This window comes from Prauserella alba, assembly GCF_024171735.1.
Taxonomy (GTDB): domain Bacteria; phylum Actinomycetota; class Actinomycetes; order Mycobacteriales; family Pseudonocardiaceae; genus Prauserella; species Prauserella alba.
This window is the reverse complement of the sequence record NZ_JAMTCH010000008.1, coordinates 1-21,323: the sequence shown is the minus strand read 5'-3', so window position 1 is coordinate 21,323 and position 21,323 is coordinate 1. Positions and strand designations below refer to the sequence as shown.

Annotated in this window: 22 protein-coding genes; 20 read left to right on the top strand and 2 right to left on the bottom strand. The window is 71.3% G+C overall.

Annotated elements, in window-relative coordinates; translation table 11 throughout:
* The first annotated feature begins 36 nt into the window (after nt 1-36).
* The 5 genes from aroC (at nt 37) to LY12_RS23730 (ending at nt 5,072) form a co-directional block, all read left to right on the top strand.
* The gene (gene aroC / locus LY12_RS23750) at nt 37-1,242 is read left to right on the top strand and encodes a chorismate synthase (protein WP_253859700.1); all 1,206 of its coding nucleotides are present in this window, start codon (nt 37-39) and stop codon (nt 1,240-1,242) included.
* Nucleotides 1,239-1,781, top strand: coding sequence for a shikimate kinase (locus LY12_RS23745; protein WP_253859699.1), 543 nt, complete (start codon nt 1,239-1,241; stop codon nt 1,779-1,781). The genes aroC and LY12_RS23745 overlap by 4 nt, the downstream gene beginning before the upstream one ends.
* Before the next feature lie 31 nt (nt 1,782-1,812).
* A complete protein-coding gene (aroB, locus tag LY12_RS23740; protein WP_253859698.1) occupies nt 1,813-2,934 on the top strand; it encodes a 3-dehydroquinate synthase in 1,122 nt (373 codons plus the stop codon).
* Nucleotides 2,931-3,362, top strand: coding sequence for a type II 3-dehydroquinate dehydratase (gene aroQ, locus LY12_RS23735; protein WP_253859697.1), 432 nt, complete (start codon nt 2,931-2,933; stop codon nt 3,360-3,362). The genes aroB and aroQ overlap by 4 nt, the downstream gene beginning before the upstream one ends.
* A gap of 252 nt (nt 3,363-3,614) precedes the next feature.
* The gene (locus LY12_RS23730; RefSeq protein WP_253859696.1) at nt 3,615-5,072 is read left to right on the top strand and encodes a family 43 glycosylhydrolase; all 1,458 of its coding nucleotides are present in this window, start codon (nt 3,615-3,617) and stop codon (nt 5,070-5,072) included.
* A gap of 92 nt (nt 5,073-5,164) precedes the next feature.
* On the opposite strand, the gene LY12_RS23725 is transcribed toward LY12_RS23730, so the two are convergent.
* Nucleotides 5,165-5,959, bottom strand: coding sequence for a B-4DMT family transporter (locus tag LY12_RS23725; protein WP_253859695.1), 795 nt, complete (start codon nt 5,957-5,959; stop codon nt 5,165-5,167).
* A 59-nt stretch (nt 5,960-6,018) separates the two neighbouring features.
* On the opposite strand from LY12_RS23725, the gene LY12_RS23720 reads away from it, so the two are divergent.
* The 3 genes from LY12_RS23720 to nusB are packed head-to-tail and all read left to right on the top strand — an operon-like array spanning nt 6,019 to nt 8,201.
* A complete protein-coding gene (locus tag LY12_RS23720) occupies nt 6,019-7,140 on the top strand; it encodes a M24 family metallopeptidase (RefSeq protein WP_253859694.1) in 1,122 nt (373 codons plus the stop codon).
* Nucleotides 7,141-7,179: 39 nt separating this feature from the next.
* Entirely contained in the window at nt 7,180-7,737 is a 558-nt protein-coding gene (gene efp / locus LY12_RS23715) for an elongation factor P (RefSeq protein ID WP_253859693.1), read from the top strand.
* A complete protein-coding gene (gene nusB, locus LY12_RS23710) occupies nt 7,734-8,201 on the top strand; it encodes a transcription antitermination factor NusB (RefSeq protein WP_253859692.1) in 468 nt (155 codons plus the stop codon). Before efp ends, nusB begins: the two co-directional genes overlap by 4 nt.
* Before the next feature lie 312 nt (nt 8,202-8,513).
* On the opposite strand, the gene bldD is transcribed toward nusB, so the two are convergent.
* A complete protein-coding gene (bldD, locus tag LY12_RS23705) occupies nt 8,514-9,002 on the bottom strand; it encodes a transcriptional regulator BldD (protein ID WP_003096372.1) in 489 nt (162 codons plus the stop codon).
* A 292-nt stretch (nt 9,003-9,294) separates the two neighbouring features.
* Between bldD and pyrR the strand changes: the two genes are divergently transcribed.
* The 12 genes from pyrR to LY12_RS23645 form a co-directional block, all read left to right on the top strand.
* On the top strand, nt 9,295-9,891 hold the full coding sequence (gene pyrR / locus LY12_RS23700; protein ID WP_253859691.1) for a bifunctional pyr operon transcriptional regulator/uracil phosphoribosyltransferase PyrR: 597 nt from the start codon (nt 9,295-9,297) through the stop codon (nt 9,889-9,891).
* A complete protein-coding gene (locus LY12_RS23695; RefSeq protein ID WP_253859690.1) occupies nt 9,892-10,818 on the top strand; it encodes an aspartate carbamoyltransferase catalytic subunit in 927 nt (308 codons plus the stop codon).
* A complete protein-coding gene (locus LY12_RS23690; RefSeq protein ID WP_253859689.1) occupies nt 10,815-12,113 on the top strand; it encodes a dihydroorotase in 1,299 nt (432 codons plus the stop codon). Before LY12_RS23695 ends, LY12_RS23690 begins: the two co-directional genes overlap by 4 nt.
* A complete protein-coding gene (locus tag LY12_RS23685) occupies nt 12,113-12,685 on the top strand; it encodes a PH-like domain-containing protein (RefSeq protein WP_253859688.1) in 573 nt (190 codons plus the stop codon). The genes LY12_RS23690 and LY12_RS23685 overlap by 1 nt, the downstream gene beginning before the upstream one ends.
* Entirely contained in the window at nt 12,682-13,833 is a 1,152-nt protein-coding gene (carA, locus tag LY12_RS23680) for a glutamine-hydrolyzing carbamoyl-phosphate synthase small subunit (protein ID WP_253859687.1), read from the top strand. Before LY12_RS23685 ends, carA begins: the two co-directional genes overlap by 4 nt.
* The gene (carB, locus tag LY12_RS23675) at nt 13,833-17,165 is read left to right on the top strand and encodes a carbamoyl-phosphate synthase large subunit (protein WP_253859686.1); all 3,333 of its coding nucleotides are present in this window, start codon (nt 13,833-13,835) and stop codon (nt 17,163-17,165) included. The genes carA and carB overlap by 1 nt, the downstream gene beginning before the upstream one ends.
* Complete coding sequence (pyrF, locus tag LY12_RS23670; protein WP_253859685.1) at nt 17,162-17,986, top strand: orotidine-5'-phosphate decarboxylase; 825 nt, start codon at nt 17,162-17,164, stop codon at nt 17,984-17,986. Before carB ends, pyrF begins: the two co-directional genes overlap by 4 nt.
* A gap of 381 nt (nt 17,987-18,367) precedes the next feature.
* On the top strand, nt 18,368-18,685 hold the full coding sequence (gene mihF, locus LY12_RS23665) for an integration host factor, actinobacterial type (protein WP_183658795.1): 318 nt from the start codon (nt 18,368-18,370) through the stop codon (nt 18,683-18,685).
* Nucleotides 18,682-19,335 (top strand): guanylate kinase, encoded by a 654-nt coding sequence (gmk, locus tag LY12_RS23660; RefSeq protein WP_253859684.1) that lies wholly within the window; start codon nt 18,682-18,684, stop codon nt 19,333-19,335. The genes mihF and gmk overlap by 4 nt, the downstream gene beginning before the upstream one ends.
* Before the next feature lie 130 nt (nt 19,336-19,465).
* On the top strand, nt 19,466-19,741 hold the full coding sequence (rpoZ, locus tag LY12_RS23655; RefSeq protein WP_030531793.1) for a DNA-directed RNA polymerase subunit omega: 276 nt from the start codon (nt 19,466-19,468) through the stop codon (nt 19,739-19,741).
* Nucleotides 19,742-19,888: 147 nt separating this feature from the next.
* On the top strand, nt 19,889-21,115 hold the full coding sequence (gene coaBC / locus LY12_RS23650) for a bifunctional phosphopantothenoylcysteine decarboxylase/phosphopantothenate--cysteine ligase CoaBC (RefSeq protein WP_253859683.1): 1,227 nt from the start codon (nt 19,889-19,891) through the stop codon (nt 21,113-21,115).
* Nucleotides 21,116-21,213: 98 nt separating this feature from the next.
* Nucleotides 21,214-21,323, top strand: a 110-nt coding sequence (locus LY12_RS23645) for an S-adenosylmethionine synthetase N-terminal domain-containing protein (RefSeq protein ID WP_183658789.1), incomplete at its 3' end; no start/stop codon positions are given.

The following is a 21,323-nucleotide window of genomic DNA, read 5'->3' as shown; positions in this document are numbered from 1 at the left end:
GCGGTCACGCAGCCGCGACGTGACAGGATCGACGACGTGTTGCGCTGGATAACCGCAGGTGAGTCCCACGGCCCGGCCCTGGCCGCGATCCTCGAGGGCATGGTGGCCGGCGTCGAGGTGACGACGTCCGACATCGGCGAGCAGCTCGCCCGGAGGAGGCTCGGCTTCGGCCGCAGCCCGCGGATGGGTTTCGAGACCGACCAGGTCGACTTCGTCGGCGGCGTTCGCCACGGCACGACCCAGGGTGGCCCGATCGCCGTGCAGATCGACAATTCGGAGTGGCCGAAGTGGGAGAAGGTCATGGCGCCCGATCCCGTCGACCCGGCCTCGGTCGAAGGGCTGGCGCGGAACGAGGCGCTGACCCGGCCGCGGCCCGGCCACGCCGACCTGCCCGGGATGCAGAAGTACGGCTTCCCCGAGGCACGGCCGGTGCTCGAACGCGCGAGTGCACGGGAGACGGCATCGAGGACGGCGCTGGGCACCGTCGCGCGGGCGTTCCTGCGCCAGCTGCTCGGGGCCGAGGTCGTCAGCCACGTCGTGTCCATCGGTGGTGCGGAGGCGCCGGAAGGGCCGTTGCCGCAGCCCGGTGACCTCGCCGCGATCGACGAGAGCCCGGTGCGGGCGTTCGGCGAGGAGGCGACCGAGGCGATGGTCGCCGAGGTCGATGCGGTGCGGAAGGCGGGTGACACCGTCGGAGGCGTCATCGAGGTCATCGTGTACGGCCTGCCGCCGGGACTCGGTTCGCACGTGCACTGGGACCGCAGGCTCGACGCCAAGCTCGCCGGCGCTCTCATGGGCGTGCAGGCGATGAAGGGTGTCGAGGTCGGAGACGGCTTCACCACCGCGCACCGGTGGGGCAGCCAGGCCCATGACGAGATCGACCGCGGAGCCGGACCGGCCGGTGTGACGCGGCGCTCCAACCGCGCGGGCGGCCTCGAAGGCGGCATCACCAACGGCGAGCCGCTGCGGGTCCGTGTCGCCATGAAGCCGATCTCGACCGTACCCAAGGCGCTGTCCACAGTGGACGTCGAGACGGGCGAGGCCGCGGTCGCCATCCACCAGCGCTCGGACGTGTGTGCCGTGCCGCGCGCCGGAGTGGTGCTGGAATCGGTGGTCGCGCTCGTGGTGGCCGACGCCGCGCTGGAGAAGTTCGGCGGAGACTCGCTCGCGGAGTCCCGGCGCAACGCCGACGGGTATCTCGCCTCGCTCGACGAGTGGTGGCGGCGCGGCGGCGCGGAATGAGCCCCGCGCAGGGGCCGGTCGTCGTGGTGGGCCCACCGGGGTCGGGCAAGAGCACGGTCGGACGGTTGCTCGCCGACCGGCTGGGTGTCGCCTTCCGGGACGCCGACGCCGACATCGAAGCCGCCGAGGGGCGCGCGATCAGCGACATCTTCGCCGAGGACGGTGAACCGGCGTTCCGGGACATCGAGGAGCGCACCATCGCGCGGACGCTCACCGAGCACGACGGTGTCTACGCACTCGGCGGTGGCGCCGTGCTCGCGGCGGGGACACGGCGCAGGCTCGCCGATCACACCGTGGTGTTCCTCGCGGTCGGCATGGCCGAGGGCGTGCGGCGCACGGGCCTGTCGACCGCCCGCCCGCTGCTGACCGGTGTCAACCCGCGGGCCACGTACAAAGCGCTGCTGGACGAGCGGCTGCCCGTCTACCGGGAGGTTGCGACCTGCGAGGTCGAGACCGACGACCGCACCCCGGACGACATCGTCGCCGAGGTGCTCGAACGCCTCGGCGATCCGTCCCGCGCGGCGCCCCGAGGCACATGACGACCCCACGAAAGATGACGAGGAGCAGGGGATGACCACCGAACCGGTCCGCATCGAGGTCCGCACCGCGCGGCCGTACGAGGTCATGGTGGGTCGTGGGCTGCTCGGCGAGCTCACACAGGCCGTCGGCGACGCATCGACGGTCGCGCTGATCCACCCGCCGTCGCTGACCACGACCGCCGAGGCGGTGCGCGCCGAGCTCGCCGAGGCGGGCCTGGACGCCCACCGGGTCGAGATCCCGGACGCCGAGGACGGCAAGGCGCTCAAGGTCGCCGACTTCCTGTGGGACGTGTTCGGCCAGATGGGCCTGGACCGCCGCGGCGCGGTCGTCGGACTGGGCGGCGGGGCCGTCACCGACGTGGCCGGCTTCGCGGCCGGGACGTGGATGCGCGGCGTGAAGCTGGTGAACGTGCCGACGACGCTGCTGGGCATGGTCGACGCCGCGATCGGAGGCAAGACCGGCATCAACACCGAGGCGGGCAAGAACCTGGTCGGGGTGTTCCACGAGCCGTCGACGGTGCTCGCCGACCTCGCCACCCTCGACACGCTGCCGCCGAACGAGCTCGTCGCGGGCATGGCCGAGATCGTCAAGGCCGGCTTCATCGCCGATCCGGTCATCCTCGACCTGATCGAGGCCGACCCGGCTGCCGCCGTCGACACCCAGGGCGACGTGCTGGGTGAACTGGTGCGCAGGGCCATCCAGGTCAAGGCGGACGTCGTCGCCTCGGACCTGAGGGAATCGGACCTGCGGGAGATCCTGAACTACGGGCACACGCTCGGCCACGCGGTCGAGCGCAGGGAGCGCTACCGCTGGCGGCACGGTGCGGCGGTCAGCGTAGGGCTCGTGTTCGCCGCGGAACTCGCCCGCCTGGCGGGCAGGCTCGACGACGCGACGGCGGACCGGCATGCCACGGTGCTGCGGTCGCTGGGCCTGCCGACCCGCTACGACGCCGACGCGCTGCCGCAGTTGCTCGAGAACATGCGCTCCGACAAGAAGACCCGCTCCGGCACGCTCCGGTTCGTCGTGCTCGACGGGCTCGCCAAGCCGGGCAGGCTCGAAGGTCCGGACCCCGCGTTGCTGGCCGGGGCGTACTCGGTGGTCGCGGCCGAGGACGCGGCCGGCTCGGCAGGCAACGGAGGGCTGTTGCTGTGACGGTGTTCGTGCTGAACGGGCCGAATCTCGGCAGGCTCGGCACCCGGGAGCCCGGCGTGTACGGCTCGACGACCTATGCCGGGCTCGTCGACCTGTGCACCGGGACGGGCGCGGCTCAGGGGATCGAGGTCGAGGTGCGGCAGACCGACCACGAGGGCGAGATGGTCGGCTGGCTGCACGAGGCCGCGGACCTGGGTGCTCCCGTCGTGCTGAACGCGGGCGCGTGGACGCACTACTCGATCGCCGTCCGCGACGCCGCGGCGCAGCTGTCGGCGCCGCTGTTGGAGGTGCACATCTCGAACGTGCACCGGCGGGAGGAGTTCCGGCATCACAGCGTCCTGTCCGACATCGCGACGGGCGTGCTGGCAGGGTTCGGCATCGACGGCTACCGACTCGCGCTCGAGTGGCTGGCGCGTCACGCCGAGTGATCCTCGTAGGATGACCGGCACGGCAGCCCACTACCGGGTGACGGGGGTCGTACACTGAGCGTCCACCTGGATGGCGTTCGGCGGGCATGCGGCGCGGCGCCGTGTGGCGTGTGACGTTCGGGGGAGAACGTACGGGGAGGGACGGATGTGGTCGGCGCGATGAATCGGCCTCGGAGCCGGCGGAGCCGGGACGGGCGCGCAACGGGGTCGCACGCCCGGCAGGCGAGGCCGGCCGCTGCCGTCGTGGTCGGCATGGCGCTGGTCGCCGCCTGCACGCCGAGCGACGCGCAGACCCGCGACGACGACGGTGACAGCGGCGCCTCGCGCACGCCCCGGACCCCGTCGGTGCAGCAGGAGCAGGTCGCGCTCGAGGTCGACCGGCGGAGGCAGAGCGGCGGCGTGGTCGCTCACGGCGGCGCCGACGCGCCCTACAACTACGGCCCGACGGCGATGCGTGACGGTGACACGACCCGCATGTGGTGGTGCAGCCAGTACGGCAGGGCCCGCCCGCCGGGGGACGATCTGCTGTACGCACGGTCCGGCGGGCTCGATGGGCCGTTCCGCGCGCCGGGGGGCGGCATTCCCGAGGTCGCACTGTCGGGTGCGCCGGGCTCGTTCGACGGCAAGCACACGTGCGACCCGTCGGTGATCCGCGTGAACGGGATGTACTACCTGTACTACACGGGCGCGGCGGGCAGCCACGATCACGGCAACGCCATCGGCCTGGCCACCAGCACCGACGGCCGCAGCTGGAAGCGCACCGGAACGCCGATCGCACGGGCTTCGCACGACACGACCAGGGATAACACCTACGGCGCGGGCCAGCCGGCGGTGGTGCACGTCGAGGGCTGGTTCTACCTCATGTTCACCGACACGACCGGTGAGGCCGCCGGCTGGAACGGTGCGGGACAGTTCGTGCTCCGTGCCAAGGAGCCGACGTTCTCCGGCAACGTCGAGGCACTCGGTCCCGACGGATTCACCGCCGTCGACGGCACCGCAGCCCCGCGGCAGCGGTCGCTCGTGGACGCGTTCAGCGCCGATCTGATGTGGATCGACGCGATGGACTCCTTCGGGATCGCGCACCAGACGGACCGCGGGACGACGGTCACGTTCTGGAACCGGGATTTCTCCGCCCAGCCGTATCAACCGGTGGTGCTGCCGGTTCCGTGGAAGGAAGGGCCAGGGCTGCTCCGCTCGCCGCAGGGCCACGCGCTGGTTTCGGGGGAGGATCCGTGCGGCCGTGTCCCGATCGACGTCGTGCAGGCCACCCGTACCGGCAGGGCGGGAGCGCCGACGGGCCTGCGGCATTTCGGCGCAGACGCCCACGGGTTCGACGGCTGCCGCACCGTCGATGGTGCGCTGGCGGCGCTCGACGGGTTCGCGGTGCCCTCCCCGGAACGCACGATGGACGTGATCGTCGGCGGCCGGATGCTGCGGGTGGAGCGGCGTTCGGTGGCCGAGGCGCTGTCGGCGCGCGTGCTGGACGAACGACTGCCGATCCTCGACGAGGCGGAGGTCGCCGCACGCCTGCCCGCGGAGGCGCGTGTCGTCGAATCCCCCGAGGGGCGGGGTTTCCTGCTCGGCGACACGATCTGGCCGGTGACCGGGGCGTCCGCGGAGAACGCGTTCGCGGCGAACGGTTCCGAACCGGAATCGATCAGCACCGAGCAGTGGCGCACACACACCCTCGGACCGGCTCTCGGTTCCTGAGCGGCCGATCGGGGCTGTGATCAGCCCGGGTTGCCGACCGGGCCGTGCTTCATGGCGGGCCTACGGCCTGCCGGGACTCTGCGTGCCGGGACTCAGTCGCCGGTGTCGTCGCCGGTGTCGCCGTTGCCGGTGTCGCGGTCGTCGCCTGTGGAGTCCCGGTCGCCGCGACGGGCCCGCAGGCGCGGTGTGGGGCGCGGGCGGCGGTCCGGCCGCGGTTTGGCGAGCAGCACGGTCTCGTTCCGCTCGTCGCGGCCCGCGGGCGTTGGTGCCACGGAGCCCGCCGGTGCCGCGGAGCCGGTCGCGGCCGCGGAGCCGGCAGCGGTGCCCGTCGAGGCCGGGGAGGCGGAGGCACGCCGTCGGGAGCGCCTCCCGCGCCCCCGGCCTGTTCCGGGAGCGGTGTCGTCCCGTGCGGTGTCGTCCCGGCCGGTGCGCGTGCGCAGCCCGGAGGACTTGTTCGGGCTGCCCTCCTCGTCGGGATCGGCGTCCAGGTCGGCCCCGGGGCGGGGGAGGCGGGAGCCGACGAACAGTCCGAGCGCGGCGGGGGCCAGCACCAGCAGCGCGGTGAACGCGGCGCCGCTCGTCAGTGCCGCTCCGAGTTCGCTGACGCCCGTGCGGTCGACCAGCACTGCCTTGCCGATGACGCTGAGCACTCCCGCGGCCGGACCGGCGACCAGCCCGGCGATGAACCAGGTGCGGCCGCCGTCGGGGCGGCGGGACCAGCCGTCGAGCGCACCCCACAGCGCGGCCGCGCCGACGAGCAGGGCGATCGCGGCCGCGCGGGCGAGCGTGGTCTCGCCCGGCTGGAACACGGCGATCTTGGCGAGCGCGACCGTGGCGGCGGCATGCAGCACCGACATGCCGAGTGCGCGGAGGACCCAGTGCGGCATCGGCCCACTGTAACGGCCACCGCCGCGTCGTCACCCGATCCGGGCTTAAGCTGTCCGTCGTGTCTGACTCGTCCTCGTACACCCACGCCGACGCGCACCGGCGCCGCCGCGGCGCGCTCTCCGAGTTGCTGCAGGCCGCCGACCTCGACGCGCTGTTGGTCACCGAGCTGCGCAACATCCGCTACCTGACCGGGTTCACCGGCTCGAACGCCGCGTTGCTGCTGCACGCGGCCGGCGATGCGGACACGGTGTTCTGCACCGACGGCCGCTACACCACCCAGGCGGCTTCCGAGGTACCGGACCTGACGACGGTCGTCGACCGGGCGAGCGCGCTCGCCCTGGCGCGGCGTGCGGCCGCCGATCCCGCCCGATACCGCCGCACCGGATACGAGAGCCAGTACGTGAGCGTCGAGGAGCACGCGGGACTCGACGAGGCGGCGGGCGATGTCGAGCTGCGCCGCAGTCCTGGCCTGGTGGAGCGGCTGCGCCTGGTCAAGGACGAACTCGAGATCGACGCCCTGCGCCGGGCCTGCGCGGCCGCCGACCAGGCTCTCGCCGGGCTGCTGGCCGAGGGCGGCCTGCGGCCGGGCCGCACCGAGCGCGAGGTCGCCCGCGATCTGGAGAACCGGATGCTGGAGCACGGCTCGGAGGGACCGGCGTTCCCCTCCATCGTGGCCGCGGGCGCGCACTCGGCGATCCCGCACCATCGGCCCACCGGCGCCGTTCTCGCCTCCGGTGATCTGGTGAAAATGGACTTCGGCGCCACCGTCGACGGGTACCACTCGGACATGACGCGCACCGTCGTGCTGGGCGGTCCCGCCGGGTGGCAGCGGGAGATCTACGACCTGGTGCGGGCGGCGCAGCTGTCGGGTGTCGAGGCAGCCGTTCCCGGGGCAGGCACCGCGGCGGTGGATGCGGCTTCGCGGGACGTCATCGCGGGGGCGGGACGCGCCGAGGAGTTCCTGCACGGCCTGGGGCACGGCGTCGGCCTGGAGGTTCACGAGGCTCCGAGCTTGGCCAAGACCGGCGACGGTACACTGGTGGCCGGTATGGCGGTCACCGTCGAGCCCGGCGTGTATGTCGCCGGCCGTGGTGGAGTCCGCATCGAGGACACGCTCGTCGTGCGGGAGTCAGCTCCCGAGCTCCTCACCCTCAGCACGAAGGAACTCGTGGTCGTCTAAGTACGCGGCCCGACCCCGATATCAGGAGAACTCACAGCAGTGGCCACCACCAACGACCTGAAGAACGGCCTCGTCCTCAACCTGGACGGCCAGCTCTGGTCCGTCGTGAACTTCCAGCACGTCAAACCGGGTAAGGGCGGTGCGTTCGTGCGCACCACGCTCAAGAACGTGCTCTCCGGCAAGGTCGTGGACAAGACGTTCAACGCGGGCACGAAGGTCGAGACGGCGAACGTCGACCGCCGGACGATGACGTACCTGTACAACGACGGAACCGACTACGTGTTCATGGACGGCGAGACCTTCGACCAGGTCTCGGTGCCGCCGCAGACCGTGGGCGACGCCGCGAAGTTCCTGCTGGAGAACAGCGAGGTGCAGGTCGCCCAGCACGAGGGCGAGACGTTGTACGTCGAGCTGCCCGCCTCGGTAGAGCTCACCATCGAGCAGACCGACCCTGGTCTGCAGGGCGACCGATCGACCGGCGGCACCAAGCCGGCGCACCTGGAGACCGGTGCCGAGGTGCAGGTCCCGCTGTTCGTCAACCAGGGCGAGAAGATCAAGGTCGACACTCGTGACGGCCGCTATCTCGGTCGCGTGTGAGCACCGCGGTGAGCCCGGAATCGGAGTCCCGGCGCGGCGGCGGCCAGATCGGCCGCCGCGCCGCCCGTCGTCGCGCGGTCGAGCTGCTCTACGAAGCAGCGCAGCGTGAACTCGACCCTGCGGCCGTGCTGAAGGAACACGCAGGCAGTCCGGACGTCGACATCGTCGGCGACTACACGTTCACCGTGGTCGAGGGCATGTCCGCCAATCAGGAGCGCGTCGACGAGCTGCTGGCCGAGCATGCGCAGGGCTGGACGCTCGAGCGGATGCCGCCGGTCGACCTGGCGATCCTGCGGGTGGGCGTCTACGAGATGCTCTGGTCCGCCGACGTGCCCGACGCCGTGGCGATCGACGAGGCGGTCGGCCTGGCGAAGGACCTGTCGACGGACGATTCGCCGCGGTTCGTCAACGGCGTACTCGGCCGGATCGGCAACATCGCCGACCGCTTGCGCGCGGTCCTCTGAGACACCCATTCCTCGCGGCCGTCGCTTCCCGGAGGAACGGTCCCGGAGGAACGGCCCTCCGGGGAACGTTCAGGGGAACGCCGCAGCTGAGCAGCAGTCCTGTGCGCCACGGCCCTGCACCGGTGCTGTCGAGCCGCCGGTGCTGAGTCAGCGCTGTCGAGTCACTGTTCCTGAGTCGCTGTTCCTGAACCACTGTTCTTGAGTCACTGCTCCTGAACCAGTGTTCCTGAACCAGTGCGCCGCGCGAAGCGTCGCGTCGCGTGGGCAGGGGGCACCGCCTGGGCCGCACGCGGCCGCAGGCGGTGCTCCCTGTCAGTCCTCCTTGGAGGGACGGGCCTCGGGCGGCAGGACGCCCCAGTCGATGAGCTGTTCGGTCAGCTCGCCGGGCGTCATGTCGTAGATGATCGCCAGTGACCGCAGGTCCTCGGTCCGGATGGACAGAACCTTGCCGTTGTAGTCGCCGCGCTGGCTCTGGATCGTGGCGGCGTACCGCGCGAGCGGGCCGACCTTCTCGGCGGGCAGCTGCTGCAGCCGCTCGAGGTTGATGACGATCTTCGTCGCGGGTTCGGCACCGGAGGGCACGCGTCCCTCGGGCAGGAGCTCGACCACGGGCACGCCGTAGAAGTCGGCCAGTTCGGCCAGCTTCTGGACGGTCACGGCACGGTCGCCCCGTTCGTAGGAGCCCACCACGACCGCCTTCCAGCGGCCGCCGGACTTCTGCTCGACTCCATGCAGGGACAGGCCCTGTTGCTGGCGGATACCGCGGAGCTTCGCCCCGAGCGCCTTGGCGTAATCGCCCATGTGGTGGTTCTCCGTTTCCTTGCCCCGGATCGGCCCGGCTGACCGACAGGGAACTCGTGAGTCGAATACTCAGAGTAATGGTTACGCGTTGTCGTCACCAGGTCAAGCAACTCATCGCACCCGGTGAGTTGTTTGCCACAGATGGACCACTCGTTCGGGGAGTCGGTGACGACTGCTACCGTCTGTGCCGGACCTCCGAAAGTAGGGTTCTGTACAGTCCTCAGGGATCCGACGCAGGGATCCGTCAGTCCTTTAAAGACCCGTCCGGTGAGGCGGGAAAGGAGCTCACACCGTGGCACCACCTCGTGGTGCGGCGGCACCGGCCGAGCGGGAACTGCTCTCGGCCGGCGACGTCGCGCGCACTGTCGCCCGGATGGCGCATCAGGTCATCGAGAAGACGGCCCTCGACGGTGCCGGCGGGCCGGACGGTCCTGCCGAACCGCCCCCGCCGCCCGTGCTGTTGGGTATTCCCACCCGTGGCACGCCCCTGGCGCACCGGCTCGCGGCCCGGATCGAGGAATTCTCCGGAGTCGCCGTTCCCGCGGGCGCGCTCGACGTGACGCTCTACCGCGACGACCTGCGCCGCAGACCCACCCGTCCGCTCGAGGAGACGGACGTGCCCGTCGGCGGCATCGACGATCGGGTCGTGATCCTCGTCGACGACGTGCTGTTCTCCGGCCGCACCGTCCGGTCGGCGCTCGACGCGCTCAGCGACCACGGCCGGCCTCGCGCGGTGCAGCTCGCGGTGCTGGTCGACCGCGGCCACCGCGAACTGCCGATCAGGGCCGACTACGTGGGCAAGAACGTGCCGACCTCGCGCACGGAGGAGGTCTCGGTCCTGCTGGCCGAGACCGACGGCCGTGACGCCGTTCTGATCAGGGGACAGTAGATGCGGGATCTGCTCACCACCGACGGGCTCGGCCACGACGAGGCCACCGCGGTGCTCGACACGGCCGACGAGCTCAAGCGCACCCTGCTCGGCCGTGAGGTCCGCAAGCTGCCGACGCTGCGCGGGCGCACGGTCATCACGATGTTCTACGAGAACTCCACGCGCACCCGTGTCTCGTTCGAGATCGCGGGCAAGTGGATGAGCGCCGACGTGGTCAACGTGTCGGCGGGCGGATCGTCGGTCGGCAAGGGCGAGTCGCTGCGCGACACGGCCCTGACGCTGTCGGCCGCGGGAGCGGACTGCGTGATCGTGCGGCACCCGGCCTCCGGGGCGCCGCACCGGTTGTCCGGCTGGCTCGCCGACACGCGCACGTCGGTGGTCAACGCCGGCGACGGCATGCACGAACACCCCACGCAGGCGCTGCTCGACGCTGCGACCCTGCGCGAGCGGCTCGGGGGTATCGAGGGGCGGCGCATCGCGATCGTCGGCGACGTCCTCCACAGCCGGGTGGCCCGGTCGAACGTGCACCTGCTGGCGACGCTCGGGGCGGAGGTCGTGCTCGTCGCACCGCCGACGCTGCTGCCGCACGGGGTCGAACACTGGCCGGTGACCACGGCGTTCGACCTGGACTCCCAGCTTCCCGGCCTCGACGCGGTGATGATGCTGCGCGTGCAGGCCGAACGGATGCACGGGGCGTTCTTCCCGTCCGCGCGCGAGTACTCGATCGCGTACGGCCTGAACGAGAAGCGGCTGGCGATGCTGCCGGACCACGCCGTCGTGCTGCATCCGGGGCCGATGTTGCGGGGGATGGAGATCGCCTCGCCCGTGGCCGACAGTCCGCGGGCGGCGATCACCGACCAGGTCGCCAACGGCGTCCACGTGCGCATGGCCGTGCTGTACCACCTGCTGGCAGGGGAAGAACTATGACGGAACTGCTGATCACGGGTGCCCGGCTGTACGGCGAGGGCGACCCGGTGGACGTACTGGTGGCCGACGGGGTCATCGCCGAGATCGGCGAGCGGGCGGCGGTGCGGGCGCCGTCCTCGGCCGAGGTGCTCGACGCCGCGGGGCAGGTGCTCCTGCCCGGGCTGGTCGACCTGCACACCCATCTGCGTGAACCGGGCCGGGAGGACACGGAGACGATCGAGTCCGGGTCGAGGGCCGCGGCGCTCGGCGGGTACACGGCCGTGTTCGCGATGGCCAACACCGACCCGGTGGCCGACAACGCGCTGGTGACGGGCCACGTGCTGCGGCGGGGCCGGGAGGTCGGCCTGGTCGACGTTCACCCGGTCGGGGCGGTCACGGTCGGGCTGGCCGGGGAGCGGCTCGCGGAGATGGGCACGATGGCGACCGACGAGGCCGGAGTGCGGATCTTCTCCGACGACGGCCGGTGTGTATCCGATCCGCTGCTGATGCGGCGCGCGCTGGAGTACTCGACGGCACTCGGCGTCGTCATCGCGCAGCACGCGGAGGAACCGCGCCTGACCGACGGGGCGCAGGCGCACGAGGGGGAGCGGGCCTCGCGTCTCGGGTACGCGGGCTGGCCCGCGTCGGCCGAGGAGTCGATCGTGGCCCGGGACTGCGTGCTCGCGCGCCACGCCGGTGCACGCCTGCACGTCTGCCACGTGTCGACCACGGGTACTGTGGACGTGCTGAGCTGGGCGAAGGGGCTCGGCGTGGACGTCTCGGCCGAGGTGACGCCGCATCATCTGCTGCTCACCGACGAGCGCCTGGAGACCTACGACCCGGTGAACAAGGTGAACCCGCCGCTGCGCGCGGAGCGGGACACCGAGCGGTTGCGGCAGGCACTCGCCGACGGCGTGCTGGACTGTGTCGCCACGGACCACGCGCCGCATGCCGAGCAGGACAAGAGCTGCGAGTGGGACGCCGCGCGGCCCGGGATGCTGGGACTGCAGACGGCGCTGTCGATCGTCGCGGACACCATGGTGCGCGACGGCCTGCTCGACTGGCGCGGGGTGGCGCGGGTGATGAGCGAACGGCCGGCGGAGATCGCCGGACTGCCCGATCAGGGGCGGCCCCTGGCCGAGGGCGAGCCGGCGAACCTGGTGCTCGTCGATCCGGACGCCGAATGGACGGTGCGGGGTGCCGAGCTGGCGAGTGTCGCAGGCAACACGCCGTACGAAGGGATGCGACTGCCTGCCGTGGTGACGGCCACGTTGTTGCGTGGGCGGATCACGGCTCGTGAAGGGAAGATTGACTGATGGACAGGCTGTTGCTGACGCTGCTGTTCGTCGCGCTGCTGGTGCTGTGCGTGTACGGCATGTGGAAGGGCTGGCGACGACAGGCGCGGGCCCAGAGCGTGCGCATCCCTCCGTTTCCCGAGCGGCCGGCCGAGCCGGGGACGCCGCTGCTGGAGACGCCGGGCCTCTACGTGGCGACCACGTACGCGGGGCACTGGCAGGAGCGCATCGTCACCCGCGGCGCGGGGCTGCGCGGGCCGGCGACCCTCCGGCTACACGACGACGGCATCGACGTCGACCGGGACGGCATGCCCGGCTTCTGGATCCCCAGGGAGGCGGTCACCGGCATCGCCACGGGCAAGGGCATGGCGGGCAAGGTCATGGGGACCGACAGCCTGCTGATCGTCACCTGGCGAGCGGGCGAATCCGGCGACGAGAGCCGGTCGGCCGAAGCCGTCGAACTCGACACGGGATTCCGTGCCGACGACCGCGGCGTCTATCCGAAGTGGATCACACAGGTCGAACGCGACACGACGGCCGAGGCCGGGGTCGAGCGCACGACCGAGCGCATCGTGGGAGGTGCACAGGCATGAGCGCGACACGCACTCCGGCTGCTCTCGTGCTCGAGGACGGCCGGATCTTCCGGGGCAGCGCCTACGGGGCCCACGGCCGCACGCTCGGCGAAGTGGTGTTCTGCACGGGCATGACCGGGTATCAGGAGACGTTGACCGACCCGTCGTATCGCAGGCAGATCGTCGTGCAGACGGCGCCGCAGATCGGCAACACCGGGTGGAACGACGAGGACGACGAGTCCGCCCGCATCTGGGTGTCGGGTTACGTGGTGCGCGACCCGGCGCGCACGCCGTCGAGCTGGCGGTCGAAGCGCGGCCTGGACGAGGAACTGGCGGCGCAGGACGTCGTCGGGATCTCCGATGTGGACACCCGCACGCTCACCCGGCACATCCGCGAGCACGGTGCGATGCGTGCCGGGGTGTTCTCGGGTGACGGGCTGGCTGCCGACGACGAGATGGTCGCGGCCGTCGCCGCGAGCCCGCCGATGGCGGGTGCCGACCTCGCAGGCGAGGTGACGACGGCACAGCCCTACGTCGTGCCTGCGGCGGGCGAGACCCGCTTCCGTGTGGCGGCGCTCGACCTCGGCATCAAGGCGAACACTCCGCGGCAGCTGGCCCGGCGGGGGATCGAGGTGCACGTACTGCCCGCGACGTCCACTGTGGACGACCTGCTTGCGGTGGGCGCCGACGGCGTGTTCCTGTCCAACGGCCCCGGTGACCCGGAGACGCAGAGCCACGCGATCGAGCTGACGAAGGCGACGCTGCAGCGGGAGATCCCGCTGTTCGGCATCTGCTTCGGCAACCAGATCCTGGGCCGCGCACTGGGGCTGGGCACGTACAAGATGCGCTACGGCCACCGCGGCATCAACATCCCGGTGATCGACGCGGCGACCGGCCGGGTCGCGATCACGGCGCAGAACCACGGGTTCGCACTGGAAGGGGAACCGGGCGGGCGGTTCGACTCGCCGTTCGGCACCGCAGAGGTGAGTCACCACTGCGCCAACGACGGCACGGTCGAGGGCCTGCGATGCGTGGACGTGCCCGCGTTCTCGGTGCAGTACCACCCCGAGGCCGCCGCGGGCCCGCACGACGCGAACCCACTGTTCGACGACTTCGTCTCACTCATGCAGAACCGCCGGCCGAGCACGGCACAGGAGGCGCGCCAGTAATGCCCAAGCGTACGGACATCGAGCACGTGCTCGTGATCGGCTCGGGGCCGATCGTCATCGGCCAGGCGGCCGAGTTCGACTACTCCGGCACGCAGGCGTGCCGCGTGCTGCGCCAGGAAGGTCTGCGCGTCAGCCTGGTGAACTCCAACCCGGCCACCATCATGACCGACCCGGAGTTCGCCGACTCGACCTACATCGAACCGGTGACGCCGGAGTTCGTGGAGAAGGTCATCGCCGCGGAGCGCCCGGACGCGCTGCTGGCGACGCTCGGCGGCCAGACGGCGCTGAACTGCGCGGTCGCGCTGCACGACAGCGGCGTGCTGGAGAAGTACGGCGTCGAACTGATCGGTGCCGACATCGACGCGATCCAGCGCGGTGAGGACCGGCAGAAGTTCAAGGACATCGTCCGTGACGTCGGCGGCGACGTGCCCCGCAGTGCCGTCTGCCATTCGATGGAGGAGGTCCGCGAGACCGTCGCGGAGGTCGGGCTCCCCGTCGTCATCCGGCCATCGTTCACGATGGGCGGCCTCGGCTCGGGCATGGTGCACACCGAGGACGAGATGGAGCGGCTCGCGTCGCTGGGTCTCGAGGAGAGCCCGGTGACCGAGGTGCTCATCGAGGAGAGCGTGCTCGGGTGGAAGGAGTACGAGCTCGAGCTGATGCGCGACGGCCACGACAACGTCGTGGTGGTCTGCTCCATCGAGAACGTCGACGCGATGGGCGTGCACACCGGCGACTCCATCACCGTCGCCCCGTCGATGACGTTGACCGACCGCGAGTACCAGCACATGCGCGACGTCGGCATCGACGTGCTGCGTGCCGTGGGAGTGGAGACCGGCGGCTGCAACATCCAGTTCGCGATCAACCCCGAGAACGGCCGTATGGTCGTGATCGAGATGAACCCGCGCGTGTCGCGGTCCTCGGCGCTGGCCTCGAAGGCGACGGGGTTCCCGATCGCCAAGATCGCGGCGAAGCTGGCGATCGGCTACACGCTCGACGAGATCAGCAACGACATCACCGGTGAGACCCCGGCGAGCTTCGAGCCGACGCTCGACTACGTCGTGGTGAAGGTGCCGCGGTTCGCGTTCGAGAAGTTCCCCGGCGCCGACCCCGAGCTGACGACGACGATGAAGAGCGTCGGCGAGGCGATGGCCATCGGCCGCAGCTTCCCCGAGGCGCTCGGCAAGGCGATGCGGTCCATGGAGACCAAGCGGGTCGGGTTCTGGACCCGGCCGGACCCGGAGGGCGCGACCGCCGAGTCCACCCTGGACGAGCTGCGCACGCCGCACGACGGCCGGATCTACGCCGTGGAGCGGGCACTGCGGCTCGGTGCGAGCCCGGAGCAGGTTCACGACGCCAGCGGTATCGATCCGTGGTTCATCGACCAGATCGCGCTCATCGGCGAGGTCGGGGCCGAGGTCCGGGACGCCCCGGTGCTGTCCGGAGATCTGCTGCGCCGCGCCAAGCGGACCGGCTTGTCGGACCGGCAGATCGCGGCCCTGCGGCCGGAACTGGCTGGCGAGGACGGTGTCAGGTCCCTGCGGCAGCGGCTCGCCGTGCACCCGGTGTTCAAGACGGTCGACACGTGCGCGGCGGAGTTCGCCGCCCGCACGCCGTATCACTACTCGGCCTACGAGGCCGATCCGGCGGCCGAGACGGAGGTCGTCGCGCAGCCGGACAAGCCGAAGGTGCTGATCCTCGGCTCCGGCCCGAACCGCATCGGCCAGGGCATCGAGTTCGACTACTCGTGCGTGCACGCGGCGCTGGCGCTGCGGGAGGCCGGGTTCGAGGCCGTGATGGTCAACTGCAACCCGGAGACGGTCTCGACCGACTACGACACCTCGGACCGGTTGTACTTCGAACCGCTCACCTTTGAGGACGTCCTCGAAGTCGTGCGGGCCGAGCAGCAGTCCGGCACGGTCGCCGGCGTCATCGTCCAGCTCGGCGGGCAGACACCGCTCGGACTGGCCCAGCGGCTCTCCGACGCGGGCGTCCCCGTGGTCGGCACCCCGCCCGAGGCGATCAACCACGCCGAGGACCGCGGCGCGTTCGGCGACGTGCTGACCGCCGCCGGACTGCCCGCGCCGAAGTACGGCACGGCCACCTCGTTCGACGGTGCCAAGCAGATCGCCGACGAGATCGGCTACCCGGTGCTGGTGCGGCCGTCGTACGTGCTCGGCGGCCGCGGCATGGAGATCGTCTACGACGAGGCCTCGCTCGAGAACTACATCGCCCGCGCCACCGAGGTCACGCCCGAGCACCCGGTGCTGGTCGACCGTTTCCTCGACGACGCGATCGAGGTCGACGTCGACGCGCTCTACGACGGTGAGGAACTGTTCCTCGGCGGCGTGATGGAGCACATCGAGGAGGCGGGTGTGCACTCGGGCGACTCGGCGTGTGCGCTGCCGCCCACCACGCTCGGCCGGACGGATCTCGACCAGGTGCGCCGGTCCACCGAGGCGATCGCCCGTGGGGTCGGCGTGCGCGGACTGCTGAACGTGCAGTACGCGCTCAAGGACGACGTGCTGTACGTGCTCGAGGCGAATCCGCGCGCGTCCAGGACGGTGCCGTTCGTGTCGAAGGCGACGGCCGTCCCGCTGGCCAAGGCGGCCTCGCTGATCATGACGGGCTCGTCGATCAAGGATCTGCGTGGCAGGGGCGTGCTGCCCGCCGAGGGCGACGGCGGGGAGCTGCCCGTCGACGCGCCGGTGGCGGTCAAGGAGGCGGTGCTGCCGTTCCACCGTTTCCGCACTCCCGAGGGACACGGAGTGGACTCGCTGCTCGGCCCGGAGATGAAGTCGACCGGCGAGGTGATGGGCGTCGACACGGCGTTCGGCACGGCGTTCGCCAAGTCGCAGTCGGGCTCGTACGGTTCGCTGCCCACGAACGGGACCGTGTTCGTGTCGGTGGCCAACCGGGACAAGCGGTCGCTGGTGTTCCCCGTCAAACGGCTCGCCGACCTGGGCTTCGAGGTCGTCGCGACCGCCGGGACGGCCGAGGTGCTGCGCCGCAACGGGGTGCCGTGCGGCGTGGTCCGTAAGCAGCACGAGGGTGCCGACACCGCGGCCGCGACCGACCCGAACGAGCCGAACGTCGTCGAGCTGATCCTCGACGGCGGCGTCGACATGGTCATCAACACCCCGTACGGCAACAGCGGCCCGCGGATCGACGGTTACGAGATCCGCACCGCGGCCGTGACGCGGGGTATCCCGTGCGTCACGACGGTGCAGGGCGCCTCGGCCGCGGTGCACGGCATCGAGGCGATGATCCGCGGCGACGTCGGGGTGCGGTCGCTGCAGCGGCTCCAGGCGTCGCTGCGGGACGGGTCGTGACCGAGCGGTTCGGGGTACGGCTGGCCCGCGCGGTCGCCGCGCGCGGGCCGCTGTGCGCCGGCATCGACCCGCATCCGGGGCTCCTGGCCGAGTGGGGGCTGCCCGCGGACGTGGGCGGGCTCGAGCGGTTCGCGATGACGGCGGTCGAGGCGCTCGCGGGGGAGGTCGCGGTCGTCAAGCCCCAGTCGGCGTTCTTCGAGGCCCACGGCGCGGCCGGGGTGGCCGTGCTCGAGCGCGTCCTGGCCGGCTGCCGCGATGCGGGGGCGCTGGTGTTGCTCGACGTCAAGCGGGGCGACATCGGGTCGACGATGGCGGCGTACGCGTCCGCCTACCTGTCCGACGGGTCGCCGCTGGCCGCCGACGCCGTCACGGTGTCGCCGTACCTGGGTTTCGGGGCCCTCGAGCCTGCGTTCGAGGCTGCGGCGGCCTCGGGCAGGGGGGTGTTCGTCCTCGCCCGTACGTCGAACCCCGACGGTGAAGCGCTGCAGCGGGCGGACGAGGGCGGCCGGACCGTTGCCCAGTCCATTGTGGATGACGCTGCGGCCCGGAACGTGGGTGCCGAGCCGCAGGGTGACGTCGGCGTCGTCGTGGGTGCGACGAACGTCCCTGGTGAGCTTCGCCTCGCCGGGCTGAACGGGCCGGTGCTCGCTCCCGGTTTCGGCGCGCAGGGTGCGACGGCGGGTGATCTCGCGGCGGTGTTCGGGCCCGTGTTGCCCGCCGTACTGCCGGCGTCGTCGCGAGCCCTGCTGCGGCGCGGACCGGACGTGGCCGCGATGCGTGAGGAGCTGCGCCGGGTGCAGGCCGAACTGGCGGACCGCTGAGGTGTCCGACACCACTGCGCGGCACCGGTGAGCGGTTCGCGTAAGCGAATGTAAACCCTGGTCCGCACCGATGTTGATCTTGCATTAGGCTGTCGGTGCAAGTGGCGCGGCGGGGGTACCCGGTGCCACTGTCACCGGCGTTCGGTGGCAGGGAATTCCGGCCTTGTGCCGCCCTGTGCCGACCGCTGTGGGTAGGGTCTTCCCGGGTCGGCATGCCGCGGCCTCCAGTCGCGGCATCCGGGCGCGGATCGGCCGCGTGTGCGGGCATTTTCGGGCACGCACAGGCCGGGTTCGGCGCTCACCCCCGCATTGTGAGTCCAGGTCAGGGGTGGGTACGGTCGCCACACCCACCCAGAATTTTGAGTAATACCGGAGGAAAACGTGGCACTTCCCCAGCTCACCGAGGAACAGCGTGCTGCGGCGCTGGAGAAGGCCGCCGCCGCCCGTCGCGCCCGCGCGGAGCTCAAGGAGCGGCTCAAGCGCGGCGGTACGACCCTCGAGGATGTGCTGAAGCAGGCCGACGAGGACGAGGTGCTCGGCAAGATGAAGGTCTCCGCACTGCTGGAGGCCCTGCCGGGCGTGGGCAAGGTACGTGCACAGCAGACGATGGAGCGCCTCGAGATCGCGGCCAGCCGTCGTCTGCGCGGCCTCGGTGAACGGCAGCGCAAGGCGCTGCTCACCGAGTTCAGCGGCGAGTGAGCGAGCAGCGACAGCGCGGCTCGAACCAGGCCGGCGTGCGCGGCGGCCGGAGGGCATCCGGTGAGCCGGTGCCGGGCACGACCGCCCGGCGCCGGCTCACCGTCGTTTCGGGCCCCTCCGGGGTCGGCAAATCGAGCGTCGTCGGCGAGTTGCGCGCACTCGATCCGAACATCTACTTCAGCATCTCGATGACCACGCGTGCGCCGCGCGAGGGCGAGGTCGACGGGGCGCACTACCACTTCGTCGACCGCGAGACGTTCGACGAGATGGTCGCCGACGGCCAGTTCCTCGAGTACGCGGAGTTCGCCGGCAACTGCTACGGCACGCCCCGCGGCCCCGTCGAACGCGCCCTCGACGAGGGCAGGCCCGCCGTGCTGGAGATCGAACTGCAGGGCGCACGCCAGGTGCGCGAGGCCATGCCCGACGCGCAGCTGGTGATGCTGTTGCCGCCGTCGTGGGGCGAACTGGTCGACCGGCTCACCGGCCGCGGCACCGAGGCGATGGAGGCCGTACAGGCCCGCCTCGGCGAGGCCGAACGTGAACTCGCGGCCGCCAGCGAGTTCGACGCGCAGGTCGTCAATGCCGATGTGAAGACCGCCGCGCAGGAGTTGTTAGACTTGGTCGAAGGCCCGTCCGGGTCGCCGGACTGACGTCCGGCAGGACCCGCGCTCGGCGGTGCGGCGTCGTCCGACACGGCACTGAGAAACCGCGCACCGAACGACCCGGCACCGGCCGGCAGAGAACTTCCGACACCGACCCTTTCGCAGATTCGGAGCAGTAGTGACCGCGTTCACGTTGGGCCCGCAGAGCGAGCAGCTCGAGGGCATCACGAACCCGCCCATCGACGACCTGCTCGACAAGGTCAGCTCCAAGTACGCGCTCGTGGTCTACTCGGCCAAGCGCGCCCGCCAGATCAACGACTACTACGCGCAGCTCGGCGAGGGCCTGCTCGAGTACGTCGGCCCGCTCGTCGAGCCGGGCCCGCGGGAGAAGCCGCTGTCGATCGCCCTCCGCGAGATCCACGCCGGTCTGCTGGAGCACACCGAAGGCGAGTGAGCCGACGGCTCACCCGACGTGACGAAACCGGCGACGCCGGCCACCGCCAGACGGTGCCGGTCGCCGGTTTTCGTCGTACCGGGGCACCGGGTCGCGTGACGCCTCGCACGTTGCGGCGCGGCCACCGGGGCCGTAGGACCTACTGACATGAAACGGATCGTTCTCGGGGTCGGCGGTGGCATCGCGGCCTACAAGGCGTGCGAGGTTCTGCGCGGACTCACCGAATCCGGCCACGACGTCCGTGTCGTGCCCACGGAGGCCGCACTCAACTTCGTCGGAGCGGCGACGTTCGAAGCACTGTCGGGGCATCCCGTGCACACCGGCGTGTTCACCGCCGTGCCCGAGGTGCAGCACGTGCGCATCGGGCAGGAGGCGGATCTGGTCATGGTGGTGCCCGCCACCGCCGACCTGCTCGCACGCGCCGCCCACGGTCTCGCCGACGACCTGCTCACCGGCACGCTGCTCACCGCCCGTTGCCCGGTCGTGTTCTTCCCCGCGATGCACACGGAGATGTGGGAGCACCCGGCGACCCGCGACAACGTCGCCACCCTCCGCTCCCACGGCGCCGTCGTCGCCGAGCCGGCCGCCGGCAGGCTCACCGGCACCGACAGCGGCAAGGGCCGCCTGGCCGATCCGCGCGAGATCGTCGACGTCGCGCGGCTGCTGCTCGCCCGCGGCGATGCGCTGCCGCGCGACCTGGAGGGACGCCACGTGGTCGTCTCCGCGGGCGGCACGCGGGAACCCCTCGATCCGGTGCGCCACCTCGGCAACCGTTCCTCGGGCAAACAGGGCTACGCGCTGGCCAGGGTCGCGGCCCAGCGTGGTGCCCGGGTGACGCTCGTGTCCGCCCACACCGACGCGTTGCCGGAACCGGCGGGCGCGGACGTGGTTCAGGTCTCGACGGCGGCGCAACTGGGGGAGGCCGTCGACGCGGCGGCCGCGGACGCCGACGCGGTCGTGATGGCCGCCGCCGTGGCCGATTTCCGCCCTGCCGGCGCCGCCGGGCACAAGATCAAGAAGAGTGACGACAACCCGGATCCGGTCATCGAACTCGACCGCAACCGCGACGTGCTGGCCGGACTCGTGGCGCGGCGCCCCCCGGGGCAGATCGTCGTCGGATTCGCCGCGGAGACCGGCGACGCAGGAGGCAGCGTGCTCGACCATGCGCGCGCCAAGCTCGCCCGCAAGGGCTGCGACCTGCTCGTCGTCAACGCCGTCGGCGAGGGCGGTGCGTTCGACGCCGACGACAACACCGGCTGGCTGCTCGCCTCCGACGGCGCAGAGGACCGCATTCCGCTCGGTGCGAAGTCCGAGCTCGCCGCGACGGTCTGGGACGCGGCCGTACGACTGCTGGGTGACGTGCACGTCCGGTGACCGGTAGCAGCCTGGGGCTTCTCAGATACCGGGAAATGCACGGCCGCCGCCGATAGAGTGAGGTTGTTCCCCGTCGTCGAGAGGTGAGGTGCATCCCGGTGGCCGCCGTGCAGGGCAGGTTGTTCACGAGTGAGTCGGTGACTGAGGGTCACCCGGACAAGATTTGTGACGCGATTAGCGACACGATTTTGGATGCGATGTTGGCGCA

Coding starts and splice junctions, on each gene's coding strand:
- aroB (WP_253859698.1), top strand. CDS start 1,813: ATGACCACCGAACCGGTCCGCATCGAGGTCCGCACCGCGCGGCCGTAC.
- carA (WP_253859687.1), top strand. CDS start 12,682: ATGAGCGCGACACGCACTCCGGCTGCTCTCGTGCTCGAGGACGGCCGG.
- LY12_RS23745 (WP_253859699.1), top strand. CDS start 1,239: ATGAGCCCCGCGCAGGGGCCGGTCGTCGTGGTGGGCCCACCGGGGTCG.
- carB (WP_253859686.1), top strand. CDS start 13,833: ATGCCCAAGCGTACGGACATCGAGCACGTGCTCGTGATCGGCTCGGGG.
- LY12_RS23685 (WP_253859688.1), top strand. CDS start 12,113: ATGGACAGGCTGTTGCTGACGCTGCTGTTCGTCGCGCTGCTGGTGCTG.
- LY12_RS23695 (WP_253859690.1), top strand. CDS start 9,892: ATGCGGGATCTGCTCACCACCGACGGGCTCGGCCACGACGAGGCCACC.
- LY12_RS23690 (WP_253859689.1), top strand. CDS start 10,815: ATGACGGAACTGCTGATCACGGGTGCCCGGCTGTACGGCGAGGGCGAC.
- bldD (WP_003096372.1), bottom strand. CDS start 9,002: ATGGGCGATTACGCCAAGGCGCTCGGGGCGAAGCTCCGCGGTATCCGC.
- LY12_RS23730 (WP_253859696.1), top strand. CDS start 3,615: ATGGCGCTGGTCGCCGCCTGCACGCCGAGCGACGCGCAGACCCGCGAC.
- LY12_RS23725 (WP_253859695.1), bottom strand. CDS start 5,959: ATGCCGCACTGGGTCCTCCGCGCACTCGGCATGTCGGTGCTGCATGCC.
- coaBC (WP_253859683.1), top strand. CDS start 19,889: ATGAAACGGATCGTTCTCGGGGTCGGCGGTGGCATCGCGGCCTACAAG.